Genomic DNA, 13587 nt, shown 5'->3' on the forward strand with positions numbered 1-13587 from the left:
CCCATCCTCAAGCAGAAAGCCTTGCATCAACATACAAGGTATTACGGCTGGTTTGCTCAAGATTGGTTTTGACCTTATAGGTCTGGTCAATTGCCTCCAGGCCCAAAACTTTGTTCGGTTCACCGTCGGCAAGAATGCGGCCTTCTCTAAGCAATATCAAACGATCACAATATTGTGCAGCGAGATTGAGGTCATGAAGTGCAGCTATAACAATCATTTTCCGCGCCTCCATAAAACGACGAATGCTTGAAAGGATTGATAGCTGGTGATGAAGATCCAATGCGGACGTTGGCTCATCAAGCAACACCAAAGAAGGCTCGCGTACCAGGGTTTGAGCCACAGCAACCATCTGAGCTTGCCCCCCACTCAACTGAGAAAGTCCTCTATGAGCCAAAGCCGTCAAATTCAATGCGGATAGAATTTCCGAGACCCGATCAAGGTCATAGTTCTTAACCCGCCACCCCGTTGTTTGCTTTAGAGCCAGCAATACACACTCAAAAACACTCAAAACGGCATTACAGCCAAACGCCTGTGGCATATAGGCAACCTGTTTTGATCGCACCGATCTGCTCGCAGTTGTTAGCTCTTCCCCTTTGAGCATTATCTTCCCGTGAATGGGGTGAACTACGCCTGCTATAGACTTAAACAGGGTCGATTTTCCAGAAGCATTCGGACCGATCAGACCAACGAATTCCCCAGGTTTTATGCTTGTGATGTCAATGTCTTTGAGAACTTCCCTTTTGCCATAAGCCACACCAAGGCCTGCTATTTCCAAGCTCATGATAACCTCTCTTTTCGGGTTGAAAGAATTAGGGAAACAAACACCGGAACACCAATAAGGGCCGTAATAATGCCAATGGGATAGATAACCCCGGGGGTAATCATCTTACTGATGATGGATGTCAGAGACATCACCAGCGCTCCGACGAGGGCAGAAAGCGGGATGAAAAAGCGTTGATCTTCACCCACAATCAAACGGGCAATGTGTGGACCAACAAGGCCGATAAACCCGACCGCCCCGACAAAGGCGACGGCCGTTGCTGCCAGAAACGAGATTACAATCAACATCTCAATTCTGAGCCTCGAGACATCAATACCAAGACTGATTGCGGTATCATCGCCCATACGCAGGGCTGTCAGCTGCCAAGTCCTGATAAAGCTATAGGGCAGAGCAAAACAAAGTAATAGAGAGCCGATGCCAATTTTTTCCCAGCTTGCCCGGGATAACGACCCCATCATCCAGAAGACAATCCGCGCCAATTGGTCTTCAGAGGCCATGTATTGCATCATGGCCAGTGCAGCATTAAAGGCAAAAAATATTGCAATGCCGAATAGGATCATGGTCTCCGGACCGACGCCTTTGATCCGGGTAGCCACCAAAATAAAAATGCACGTGATCAAGGCAAAGACAAAGGCATTAAACGTAACCAACAAAGGGCCAATTCCGGGAACGATGCTCCAACCAACAACAATTGCCAGGGCTGCACCAAAACTTGCCGCGGAAGAAATGCCGAGCGTAAAGGGCTCTGCCAACGGATTATTCAACACCGTCTGCATCTGCGCACCTGCAAGGGCAAGGATTGCACCGACAAGTAGAGCCGTCACCGCGATCGGTAACCGGTAATCCCAAATGATAACTTCAAGCTTGATACCATGCGCGGTTTTATCCATCAGAGTGTCAATGACAACTGACAGCGGAAAATCGCCTGGCCCGTTACTGACATCAATAAAAAAGCTGATCAGCACCAGGAAAAAGACCGTCGCCAAGGTTAGGTATCGGCGATAAATTTTTCGCGTGTAATCAGATCGCAGGGCCAGAACATCTGGAACATCTGGGGTAACCGGGGCTTTGGATTGCGCAGACATACGAGAACCTTATAGGCAGATAAGAGTAAGCCCGTGTTCTTGCCCTAAGGGCAGTATGACAAGAACACGGGCTTATTTCATGAGTTACTGCGTTGCGGGGAGAGAACCCCAGAACACGCCGCTGTAGTCAATCGGGAGAAACTTTTCATGCAACTCGACAAAGGTCGCTTCCGGATCGAGGTCGCTGAATTTTTCTGGATAGAACCACTTGGCAAACGTTTGTAACGCCACGAAATGATAGGGACTGTTGTAGAACTGGTGATAGATAGAATGGAACTGGCCTGACTTCACAGCCTTGAGCTCGCCCCATCCTTTACGCCCCGCTAAAGCGGCAAGACGTTGGGCTACGAGATCTTCACTCGCTTCATATCCGAACAACACTGCCATGGTACCAGGTTGGGCTTCGGCCCAGTTTGCACCAGTGCCAAGAATAATATCCGGATCATCGGTAAAGATAACTTCAGGATTTACCTTGCCACTAAATCCAGGGAATTTACGTGATCCCCAATTTATACCCCCTGCCAAATCCACAAGACGCCCCAGATTGGCGCCCCCAAAAGTACTGCAACATTTATCCGGATTATAACCTGCAGCACGCTCAATAAAGACAATCGGCTTGTCTTCGTCTTTTATGGCCTCAACACGAGAGAAGACAGTCATCATGTTTTTTTGATAATAATCGGCGAACTCATCTGCGTTATCACGCTCATCAAAGATCCGCCCCAGTATTTGGAGGCTCGGTACAGTATGCTGTGTCGGGCGTTGACGGAAATCTAGGAAGACAACAGGAATACCCGCCTTTTCCAATTTTTCTAATATTCCACTTTCCTGAGCTTTCAATAGATTACCCAGGTTGAGAAAAACAACGTCCGTATCCAGGGTAATTATGGTCTCAAGACTGTATTCTGCCGCATAGGGACTTCCCAGATTTTTGATTTGATCCACTTTAGGGAAGCGCGCTTTGTATTTCCGGAAAGCATCGGGATCATACTTGATCAAATCGTCTTTCCAACCAACAACCCGCTTAAATGGGTTTTTTCGATCCAGTAAAGCGATGGAATAGACCATTCGCCCTTCTCCAAGCACGATCTTGTCCGGGTTCTTATCAACCTGCACTGTGCGCCCTGCGATATCTGTGATGGTGATTTTTTCAGCCAGAGCTGTACCTGAAGTTATTCCCAGCACCACTGTCGTTACTAAAGTTGTTGCCACAGATGCGGCCAAAGCCTTTAGGCTTTTGATCTTCATTTGATTTCCTCCAACGGGGTCAAATTCCGTGTTCATTATTCAGGGGAAAACTAAGCTATAATTTTCAACCCAAAGCATCGAATGAATGCAGAGTACTCAAAATAAATGAGAATGCAAATGATTCGCATTAGCGAGATGTATTTTACACCTGTAATTCGTAGGCCCTTTAATCTGCACCTATCATTAATTTCATATTGGATATAGCTATCTCGCCCGCAGATCGGTACTGTCAGTTCAAATATTAATTCTGGATCAATATGTTATGAAGAGTGGGAACAAGCCAGCTTGGCTCATAATGGCGCCTGTCGTCTTTACTCTGCTTTGGGCCGGGGGCTATGGCATTGCCAAGGTTGGGCTTCAATATGCAGAGCCCATGACATTGTTATCCATGCGCTTTTCTGCAGTTGTCATTCTACTAATCCCTTTTTATTTAATATTTAGACCTTCTTTGCCGAAACGGGCTGCAGATTGGGGACACCTGGTCGTCGTGGGCGTACTTGTGCAGGCTGTCTATTTTGGATTTTGCTGGTGGGCTTTTAAAACGGGAGTTTCGGCTGGGGTACTGGCTATTTTTATGTCGTTACAGCCCATACTGATCGCCATTCTCGCCCCCAAATTGGCACAAGAAAGTGTGAGCTGGTTCAGGTGGCTTGGCCTGTTACTTGACCTTGCAGGCGTTCTTATCGTTATCGTTGCCCGATCAGATATAGAGCCCCCGACCCTGGTTGGAGTTGGGTTTAGCATCATGGGATTATTAGGCATAACCAGCGGCGTGTTATACGAAAAACGTTTCGGTGGCGGATACCATCCAATCGTCACCAATATGGTCCAGTATGCCGCCGGTTTTGCAGTCGTTGTCCCCATCGCCTTTACTTTCGAGACCATGCAGGTTCAATGGTCTGGCGAATTTTTCGCCGCCCTTGGGTATTTGGTTATCGGCAATTCTATTCTGGCCATGAGCCTGTTACTCGCCATGATCCGCGCCGGAGAAGTTGCGCGGGTATCATCGCTGATGTTTTTGGTCCCTCCCCTTGCTGCATTGTTCGGCTGGTTTTTATTGGGCGAAGAAATGCCCCCTGCCGCTTGGTCGGGTATGGCCGTTGCGGCCGTTGGGGTATCAATAGCGGCACGGAACCGGGTTCGCCAATAACAGAAACACTCAACTGAGATTATTGGTGCGAAAAGCAAAAAGGGTGGCCAAAGCCACCCTTTTCAAACTGATTACTAGTACAAATTACTTTTTGATCGCAGCCTGCGCCGCAGCCAATCGAGCAATTGGCACACGGAAAGGCGAGCAGGAAACATAATTCAAGCCGACCTTCTGGCAGAAGTTAATCGATGCCGGATCGCCACCGTGTTCACCACAGATACCAAGCTTGATATCGCCCCGGGTTTTACGACCGCGTTCCGCAGCAATTTCGACCAGTTCACCAACACCTTCTTGATCGAGAGAGATGAAAGGATCCTGCTCGATAATGCCGTTACGCTCATAAGCACCAAGGAAGTTACCAGCGTCATCACGGGACAGACCAAATGTGGTCTGGGTCAGATCGTTGGTACCGAAGGAGAAGAACTCTGCTTCTTCAGCAATATCAGCAGCACGAAGCGCAGCACGTGGAAGCTCAATCATAGTGCCAACCAGGTATTTCATCTCAACGCCTTCAGCAGCCATTACCTCTTTGGCAACACGATCTACCAGGGCTTTAAGGATTTCGAGTTCCTTTTTCATGCCTACAAGTGGGATCATCACTTCAGGCTCAACTGTCTGGCCTTCGGATTTGGATACCTGTGCAGCCGCTTCAAAGATAGCGCGGGCCTGCATCTCATAAATCTCTGGATAAGAGATCCCAAGACGACAGCCACGGTGCCCAAGCATCGGGTTGGTTTCCGACATCTTCGCCGCACGCGCATGCAGTTTTTCAATCGGAACGCCAGCTGCATCCGCAACGTCTTGCATTTCAGCTTCACCGTGCGGCAAAAATTCGTGCAAAGGCGGATCGAGCAAACGAATGGTGACAGGTAAACCAGCCATGATCTTAAAGATCTCGGCAAAATCTTTGCGCTGCATCGGCAGGATTTTATCAAGAGCTTTACGGCGACCCGCTTCATCATCCGAAAGGATCATCTCACGAACAGCAACAATACGCTCAGCCTCAAAGAACATGTGTTCTGTACGACAAAGACCAATACCCTCGGCACCAAAACTGCGTGCGGTACGACAATCATTTGGCGTTTCGGCATTGGTACGCACCTTCATGGTACGAATACTGTCAGCCCATTCCATCAGGGTAGAGAAGTTACCTGACATTTCCGGTTGGATGGTTGGAATCTCGCCCAACATCACTTCACCATTACTGCCATCGATGGTGATGATATCACCCGCTTTAAGTTCCTGACCGCGCACGATCATGGTACCGTTTTTGTAATCCATACGCAGATCACCAGCACCGGACACACAAGGACGCCCCATACCGCGTGCCACCACAGCCGCGTGGGAGGTCATGCCGCCACGGGATGTCAAAATACCCTTGGCTGCGTGCATACCATGGATGTCTTCAGGCGATGTTTCTGTGCGACAGAGAACAACGTCTTTACCTGCCTGGGACATCTTCTCTGCTTCATCCGCAGAGAAAACAATCTGACCGGAAGCGGCACCCGGGGATGCCGGCAGACCGTGACCAATGATATTACGTTCCGCATCGGGATCAAGGGTCGGGTGCAATAGTTGATCCAAGGCAGCGGGTTCAACACGACCGACTGCTTCTTCTTTGGTGATCAAGCCTTCTTCAACCATATCAACCGCGATTTGAAGCGCAGCAGCGGTTGTTCGTTTCCCCGAACGGGTTTGAAGCATAAATAGCTTGTTGGACTGAACAGTAAATTCAATGTCCTGCATATCGCGATAGTGTTTTTCAAGAATATGACGGGTTTCATCAAGCTGCTTGAAGACTTCGGGCATGGTCTCTTCCATAGAAGGAAGATCAGAGTTGTGCTCTTCGCGGCCTTTGATGGTCAAGTTCTGCGGGGTACGGATACCAGCCACAACATCTTCGCCCTGGGCGTTGATCAGATACTCACCATAAAAAGCGTTCTCACCCGTGGAGGGGTTTCGGGTAAAGGCAACACCGGTCGAGCAATCTTCGCCCATATTGCCAAACACCATCGCCTGAACGTTGACGGCAGTTCCCCAGGCAGCAGGAATATCGTGCAATTTACGATAAGTCGTCGCACGAGCATTCATCCAGGAACCAAATACGGCGGTTATCGCGCCCCAAAGCTGTTCTTTTGGATCCTGTGGGAAAGGCTTCCCATACTCGTCCATTACAACTTTTTTGTATTGCTCGATAACGGTTTTCCACTCATCGGCAGAGAGATCGGTATCGAGGTAATGACCGCTATCTTCTTTGTGCAGTTCCAGAATTTCTTCGAAGAAATGGTGATCAACTTCGAGAACCACATCACTGTACATCTGGATAAAGCGACGATAGCTGTCATAAGCAAAACGTTCATCGCCAGAAACTTTGGCAAGACCTTCGACAGTGACATCGTTAAGACCAAGGTTAAGAACGGTATCCATCATGCCTGGCATGGAAGCCCGGGCACCGGATCGAACAGAAACCAGCAAAGGATTGGTATTATCGCCAAACTTCACACCGACAATATCTTCGATATCCGCGAGGGCGCTATCCACCTGTCCTGACAGATCGCCGGGATAGTTTTCACCATTGTCATAATAGGCCGTACAGACTTCGGTAGAGATTGTAAATCCGGGGGGGACCGGAAGTCCCAGAGATGACATCTCGGCAAGGTTAGCCCCCTTGCCGCCGAGTAGTTCCTTCATGTCGGCTTTGCCGTCAGCCTTGCCATTACCGAAACCGTAGACCCATTTGGTCATTTTCTCATCTATCCTTCTATGCGTGAGAAGTCTGCAACTTGTCCCAGAATCACTCCGACCCGAGATAACAAGCCTAGACGATTTTTGCGTAAAGCCGGATCTTCATCGTTCACCGTAACCTTATCGAAAAATGCGTCCATATGTGCGCGAAGTCCGGCCAGAGCCGCCATCGCTTCTTTAAATCCTTCACGTGCGAGGGCTTTTGTCGCCTCTCCGGAAGCTCCTTCTAGAGCTTCGTGCAACGCCTTTTCTTCCGGCTGTTGCAACAACGCAGCATCAACGGAACCGTTGAACGCCATTTTATCTTTTTTCTCTTCAATCCGAACGATGTTTGCCGCGCGCCGATAAGCGGCAAGCAGATTGGCTCCATCATCGGTTTTAAGCAGATCTGCCAGGGCATCTACCCGTGAAAGCAACCGGACCAGATCATCTTCGTCGCCCAGGGCAAAGACAGAAGTAACCAGATCGTGGCGAACACCTTTGTCTTTCAGCGCAACTTTCAAACGATCGGCAAAGAAAGACATCAGAGCATCTGTGGTCTCTTCTTCGGATTGGGTAAGCTGACCTGTATAGGCCGAAAAACTATCCGCAAGAGCTTTACGCAAGTTCAGCTGCAGCTCGTTTTCGGTAATCAGGCGAATAACGCTCAGGGCCGCACGGCGAAGCGCGAAAGGATCTTTCGATCCCGTTGGCAATTCGTTGATGCCGAAAAAGCCTACCAGCGTATCAATCTTATCTGCCAGAGCCACGGCCACAGAGATCGGCGCAGAAGGGCAACGATCAGAAGGGCCGAGTGGCGAATAGTGATCTGCAATTGCTTCGGCAACCAGTGGGCTCTCGCCATCATGAAGCGCGTAATAACGCCCCATAATCCCTTGAAGTTCAGGAAACTCATATACCATACCAGTGCTCAAATCAGCTTTCGCTAATTCTGCCGCCCGGTTCGCCAGCCGACCACTGCATCCCGTTTGCTCTGCAAGTTGCTCAGCCAAGCCTTGAACCCGCGCAACTTTTTGCGCCAAGGTACCGAGTTTGGCTTGGAACACAATGCTTTCAAGTGCAGCAACACGCGTATCTAATTTGTCTTTTTTATCCTGTTCCCAGAAAAACTCAGCATCGGATAGGCGTGAAGCCAATACCCGTTCGTTCCCGGCAATGATGGTCTTACCTTCGTCAACGGCTTCGGTGTTGGCAGCAAAGATAAAACGGTTGGCCAGTTTGCCATCCTTATCAAGCACCGAGAAATACTTCTGATGCTCTTTCATGGAAGTCGATAGCACTTCATGAGGAACAGACATAAACCGGTCTGCAATACGCCCCATGAGAACGACAGGCCACTCGACAAGACCGGTAACTTCCCCAAGAAGTCCCTGATCATCTTTCAGAGTTAGACCTTCAGCAGTACAAATTTCTTTTGCCTGGGTTTCAATCAGATCACGGCGCTCGGTCTGATCGACCAGAACTTTTGCCAGACGCAACTTGTGCAGATAGTCATCGAGATCTTTAACTTCAAACCAATCTGGCGCAAGGAAACGATGCCCACGGGTCAGATTGCCAAATGCGAGTTCCTGATTGCCAAAATCGAAAGATCCCTGAAGGGTTTCACCCTTAAAAATTGCCAATATTGAATGCAGCGGGCGCACCCAACGGAAGGAGTTTTTCGACCACTTCATGGACTTCGGCCAAGGGAAGGCTTTCAGGGTCTCGACAACCATTTCAGAAAGAACTTCCGGTGTAGCCCGCCCCTTGATCTCATTGACAAGGAAATAGAATTCACCCTTTGGTGTTTCCCGGGTCTCGGCTTGATCGATAGAGGTCAGGCCGTTGGCTTTCATAAAGCCTTCAAGGGCTTTTTCATGTGCACCAACTTTGGGGCCTTTTTTTTCTTCACTGACGTCAGGTTGCTTTTCAGGAAGGCCGTCTATAACCAACGCCAGTCGACGCGGTGTTACAAAAGAACGTGCGTCGGTAAAGGCAAGGCCTGCTTCTTTAAGGCGGTCACTGACAATTTTTTTCAGATCGGCCGCAGCTTTTGCCTGCATGCGCGCCGGGATTTCTTCGGAATGAAGTTCGAGTAGAAATTCAGACATACCTTACGCCTCTTCCAGCTGGGTTTTATTCCAGGCTTCACAACATGCTTTTGCCAATTCGCGAACACGGCCGATATAGGCCTGGCGCTCTGTCACGGAGATCACGCCGCGGGCATCAAGCAGGTTGAAGAGGTGGCTGGCTTTCATACATTGATCATAGGCCGGCAGCGGCAATAGATTACCTTTGGCTTTACCGTTCTTTTCAGCGTTGGCTTCGCCAAACTTCAGGATGCGGGCACATTCAGCCTCGGCATCTTCGAAGTGCTTGAACAACTCATCCGTAGAAGCAATCTCAAAGTTAAAAGTCGAAAATTCTACTTCGTTCTGATGGAAGACATCGCCGTAGGTTTGGCCGCCCTCTTCAGCTGGAACACCATCCCAGTCAAGGTCGTATACGTTTTCAACACCTTGAACGTACATAAACAAGCGCTCTAGGCCATAAGTAAGCTCTAGAGGAACGGGATTACATTCGATACCACCGACTTGCTGGAAATAGGTGAACTGGCTGACTTCCATGCCATCACACCAGACTTCCCAACCAAGACCCCAGGCTCCCAAAGTCGGGCTTTCCCAATCATCCTCAACAAAACGCAAATCATGTTTAGTGGAATCAATACCAATGGCATCCAGCGACCCAAGATAAAGTTCCTGAGAATTGGCCGGAGACGGCTTCATAATGACCTGAAACTGATAATAATGCTGTAGGCGGTTCGGGTTTTCACCGTAACGACCATCAGCAGGACGGCGGCAAGGCTGCACATAAGCTGCGCGCCATGTTTTAGGGCCAAGAGACCGAAGCGTTGTTGCCGGGTGAAAAGTACCCGCGCCGACTTCGAGGTCGTAGGGCTGCAAAATTACGCACCCCTGACGGGCCCAGTAATCCTGGAGTTTCAGAATAAGACGCTGAACACACTTTTCAGGGTCAACAATGACCTTGGATTTTGGTGTGCCAGACTTCATTTCGTCGGACTTTACTGGGTCAGACTGAGTCATATCTTTATTTGTCATTTTGCTGCAGTGCGAAATTTGAATGAACTTATAATGCCCGGCAGTAGGAATCAACAGCCTCAATGCCGGAGTCGAGATATTTTTTGTCGCTTTTAGCCGTTACCACCACAAGAGCACTTGCTCTTAGCAGGTATATAGGCTTTGCAAGCGGGGCACTGAACCATTTCCAATGACCCGCCATCACCTTGATTTGTTTGGTTTTGCGCAGGTGAACTATTGGAATTCCCCTTACCCGGAACAGAGCCTGAGTTCTCGCGTCTTTTGGCTGCTTTGAAAAACAGATAAACGCCGGCAATAACCAGCCCAAGAACCAGTAGCTTTCCTATAGAGGGTATTCCAAACATAGTGTCCTCACCTATGCCGCGTATTGCGGCGGTATTTTAACAGGAATCCAATCAACAGAATATGGATTCTCAATTTTCAACAACGCATTTGATTATAAACCGTAACGGTCCCAGTGGGCACGTTCTTCAACAGCAGCCATCATGCCACCCGCAATATCAGCGGTATTTACACCGCCGAAACCAGATAAAGCATCACCACCGCCAAAGCCGAGTTTGCTCTTCAGCCAGTTCTTTTTGCCTTCAACTTTGATCAATTTAACCTTGTCACCATATTCAAACCGCATGGTCTGATGCATAGAGCCAAGGCCATCAATCAGGCCATATTCCTTGGCGGTAACCCCGGTCCAGAATTCTCCGGAAAAGATCTCTTTTTCATCCTTGCCCAGCTTACCGGCACGGCGCCCTTTAACCCAATCGATAAAATTCTCGTGGATTTGTGTCAGAATACCCTTGAGGCGCTTAACGTCCTTTGGGCTTTCTTTTTGAAATGGATCAAGCGTGGATTTCAATTCACCGGCGGTACGAACACGACGTTCTATACCGTACTTTTTGATCAATTCAGGAAAACCGAAACCAGACGAAATAACTCCGATCGAACCAATCACAGAAGATTCCATCGCGTAGATTTCATCGGCAGCACAGGCCAGCCAATATCCACCGGAAGCCGCGACATCTTCACAAAAAGCAAAAACTTTTACTTCGTGTTTATCAGCGAGATCTCTGATCATCCGCCCAATCAAATCAGATTGTACAGGAGAGCCTCCAGGAGAGTTGATTGAAAGAGCAACCGCCTTGATGCCATCCATCTTGAAAGCTTCGCTCAACTGGTCTTCAACAGACGCCAAAGTCAAACCTGAACGCATGGGACCGGCGGCACCGATCACACCACTGAGAGAGACAACGGCCACTTTTGCAGGGGGATTGCGAAAGCGTTCGATAGGAAGTTTTGATAAGAGCTTCTTCAGCTTCATAATTAGCCTTAAATCAAGTTGTTTCAAAAACGTTGTAACCGTTGAAAAGAGATCCCACAACAGGGAACAGAGTGCTTCTTGTTACACAGGTCAAATTACTCTGGTCAAAAAAACGCTCAGCCTCGTGTCTCCTTCTAATTGGTCCTCTTAAAATAGGAGTGCCTGCCCCATTCTTAAAGCCCCCTGAATTTCAGGGGTATAAGATCCATCCTTTTCGTGCAAAGTTTGCCCGGCAGTTATGAGCATTGGCTTGGAGATTCCACGTCTCGCCCGGACCACAACACGTTTAGCAGGTTGCCCCGCATAGGGCCAAAGAGGAAACACCTCAATGGCTCCTGCCTTCTTTTCCCGGAAAACAGATAGGATTTCATCCAGGCGATCTGCGCGATGTACAATGGTCACCGCACCCTTGGGCTTTACTAATTTAAGCGCAGCAAGCATCCAATCACGTAACGAGGCATCACCTTCATGATTTGCGAGCAACTTTATAGGATCGGGAGAGGCATGAGAGGAGCCCTTTGGCATAAAAGGGGGATTGCATATCACCTGATCGAAAGAGCCGAGCGGTAAATCCTTGGGTAACTGCAAAAGATCGGCCTGGATTAGAGACCAGCGATCTTCAAATTTATTTGCCTGTCTGTTTTTCTGAGCAATCTCAAAAAGGACGGACTGCAATTCCAAACCCGTAACCTGAACATCTTTAAGCCGCCCCATAAGGCAAAGCCCCGCTGTGCCCACACCACAACCGAGATCAAGAATATGCGCGCTCGCTTTGGCCTCAACAGTCGCAGCAAGCAAAACCGCATCGATCCCGGCCCGATAGCCCTTTGCAGGCTGGAAAACCTTAACCTCACCGCCGATAAAATCATCTTCGGTCAAAGGGATTTCTGTTGTTTGCTCGGCGTTCACTGCTGTTCTTCCAATTCACCAGCATCGGTCAAAACCCGGCGTGCCTGATTAGCATCTTCTTCAAGCACCATTATCCTGCGCTGGATCGCGCCTATAGATCCCTCAATAATAGAGGCATGTTGATCCAAGACCACACACTCAATCCCCGCATCAGACATCAATGCCTGTATCCAGGAGAGCTTTACAATATCGTTTGTTCGATAAATCTCGATCACACCAACGAGTTCCTGTTGATTTTTTAAACGAATAATTGCTGAAAGCTAACGTTAGCCTTTGTTATCCACAAGGGCTGAAAGCGGAAATATTGCAATAAAATAGCAAATCCTCTCCCGGATGCATCTAAGGATCTAACCAGAAACACGTACAAACTTTGACGAATTTCATAAGTATTAAACATTAGTCACTAACATGATGGCATGTATAGCAGAGAAAAAGCTGAGAAAATCGCGTCGTCAATTCATACCGATTTTCAAGATTTTGGCGTATCAATTACACCTGATTTTCACTCCGAGCGCCTTGATACAATATTGCAGGCCTGGAAAGCCGTTCGCCGAGAAAATCACATCCCACACGTACAGAGTTAGACCTTTTGCGCTATCCAAAGATCATGCCGTACATGGGTCTTTATGAGCCAGTTCCTGGTGAAGAGGATTGGTTATTTCGACTGTGTGGAACTGCGATGGTCAGGATCTTCGAAAAAGACGCGACGGGTAAGAAAATGTTTGCTGACGGGATTATTGAAGGCGATATCAAACGGGCATTTATGCGGTACTTCAACCTGGTTTATAACTGGCCAAATCCCATTTGGTTTAATGGCACGATCTGGTATTGGCGGGATAATCATCACATAAGTTACAAAGGGATGTCTCTTCCCTTGAGCAAAACGGGTCCGGAAATAACCCAAAACATACAAATTTTTCACTACTATTGCGGCGAGGAGGTCTTCTAAAAGGCTAACCAAACCAGCGGAATTTAAAAGATCAATCACAGCACCAAATACTAATCCAGGTTACTCATTTATGAGAGAATAGGCCGTGAGCCTGTCGTAGCTACCGTCCTGTTTCATGGCTTTGAGTGTCGCGTCCACCATATCGCGCAACTTCGTGTGATTTCGTTTTTTTGAAAAAGCGATATAGCTGGGCACACTTTGGATCGGCGGTAATATTTCTGCCACCTCTTCGCTCACTCCCAATTTCCGAAAGCGGTAATAAGCACCCAAGCGATTAAAGGGCACGGCACTTCTCCGCTTTGTTGAG

At 48.5% G+C, this 13587-nt stretch carries 13 protein-coding genes; 2 read left to right on the plus strand and 11 right to left on the minus strand.

Annotated elements, in window-relative coordinates:
• Nucleotides 1–7 precede the first annotated feature (7 nt).
• From ACOGW3_RS24840 to ACOGW3_RS24850, 3 genes are all read right to left on the minus strand, one after another.
• Nucleotides 8–781 carry an ABC transporter ATP-binding protein gene (locus tag ACOGW3_RS24840; RefSeq protein ID WP_419905384.1) on the minus strand — a complete coding sequence of 258 codons (774 nt, stop codon included), beginning with the start codon at nucleotides 779–781 and terminating at the stop codon, nucleotides 8–10.
• Nucleotides 778–1866, minus strand: a complete 1089-nt coding sequence (locus ACOGW3_RS24845; RefSeq protein ID WP_419905385.1) for a FecCD family ABC transporter permease — start codon at nucleotides 1864–1866, stop codon at nucleotides 778–780. The genes ACOGW3_RS24840 and ACOGW3_RS24845 overlap by 4 nt, the downstream gene beginning before the upstream one ends.
• Before the next feature lie 84 nt (nucleotides 1867–1950).
• Nucleotides 1951–3114: an ABC transporter substrate-binding protein gene (locus ACOGW3_RS24850; protein WP_419905386.1), complete on the minus strand. Its 1164-nt coding sequence runs from the start codon at nucleotides 3112–3114 to the stop codon at nucleotides 1951–1953.
• Between the two features lie 262 nt (nucleotides 3115–3376).
• Here ACOGW3_RS24850 and ACOGW3_RS24855 point away from each other — a divergent pair, with 262 nt between their 5' ends.
• On the plus strand, nucleotides 3377–4264 hold the full coding sequence (locus ACOGW3_RS24855) for a DMT family transporter (protein ID WP_419905387.1): 888 nt from the start codon (nucleotides 3377–3379) through the stop codon (nucleotides 4262–4264).
• Nucleotides 4265–4348: 84 nt separating this feature from the next.
• On the opposite strand, the gene ppdK is transcribed toward ACOGW3_RS24855, so the two are convergent.
• From ppdK to ACOGW3_RS24890, 7 genes are all read right to left on the minus strand, one after another.
• Nucleotides 4349–7009, minus strand: a complete 2661-nt coding sequence (gene ppdK / locus ACOGW3_RS24860; protein WP_419905388.1) for a pyruvate, phosphate dikinase — start codon at nucleotides 7007–7009, stop codon at nucleotides 4349–4351.
• 8 nt (nucleotides 7010–7017) lie between these two features.
• Nucleotides 7018–9099, minus strand: a complete 2082-nt coding sequence (glyS, locus tag ACOGW3_RS24865) for a glycine--tRNA ligase subunit beta (protein WP_419905389.1) — start codon at nucleotides 9097–9099, stop codon at nucleotides 7018–7020.
• Between the two features lie 3 nt (nucleotides 9100–9102).
• Nucleotides 9103–10059, minus strand: coding sequence for a glycine--tRNA ligase subunit alpha (locus tag ACOGW3_RS24870; protein ID WP_419905991.1), 957 nt, complete (start codon nucleotides 10057–10059; stop codon nucleotides 9103–9105).
• A 76-nt stretch (nucleotides 10060–10135) separates the two neighbouring features.
• Nucleotides 10136–10414, minus strand: coding sequence for a hypothetical protein (locus ACOGW3_RS24875; protein ID WP_419905390.1), 279 nt, complete (start codon nucleotides 10412–10414; stop codon nucleotides 10136–10138).
• A 129-nt stretch (nucleotides 10415–10543) separates the two neighbouring features.
• Nucleotides 10544–11422, minus strand: coding sequence for a S49 family peptidase (locus ACOGW3_RS24880; RefSeq protein ID WP_419905391.1), 879 nt, complete (start codon nucleotides 11420–11422; stop codon nucleotides 10544–10546).
• Nucleotides 11423–11569: 147 nt separating this feature from the next.
• Nucleotides 11570–12331, minus strand: coding sequence for a tRNA1(Val) (adenine(37)-N6)-methyltransferase (locus ACOGW3_RS24885; RefSeq protein WP_419905392.1), 762 nt, complete (start codon nucleotides 12329–12331; stop codon nucleotides 11570–11572).
• A complete protein-coding gene (locus tag ACOGW3_RS24890) occupies nucleotides 12328–12546 on the minus strand; it encodes a DUF2007 domain-containing protein (protein ID WP_419905393.1) in 219 nt (72 codons plus the stop codon). Before ACOGW3_RS24890 ends, ACOGW3_RS24885 begins: the two co-directional genes overlap by 4 nt.
• A 392-nt stretch (nucleotides 12547–12938) precedes the next feature.
• Here ACOGW3_RS24890 and ACOGW3_RS24895 point away from each other — a divergent pair, with 392 nt between their 5' ends.
• Nucleotides 12939–13280 carry a hypothetical protein gene (locus ACOGW3_RS24895; protein ID WP_419905394.1) on the plus strand — a complete coding sequence of 114 codons (342 nt, stop codon included), beginning with the start codon at nucleotides 12939–12941 and terminating at the stop codon, nucleotides 13278–13280.
• Between the two features lie 60 nt (nucleotides 13281–13340).
• Here ACOGW3_RS24895 and ACOGW3_RS24900 read toward each other — a convergent pair whose 3' ends face one another.
• Nucleotides 13341–13517 carry a hypothetical protein gene (locus ACOGW3_RS24900; protein WP_419905395.1) on the minus strand — a complete coding sequence of 59 codons (177 nt, stop codon included), beginning with the start codon at nucleotides 13515–13517 and terminating at the stop codon, nucleotides 13341–13343.
• Nucleotides 13518–13587: the final 70 nt, after the last annotated feature.

Origin of the sequence: Kiloniella sp. (genome assembly GCF_965205715.1) — a bacterium.
Classification (GTDB): domain Bacteria; phylum Pseudomonadota; class Alphaproteobacteria; order Kiloniellales; family Kiloniellaceae; genus Kiloniella.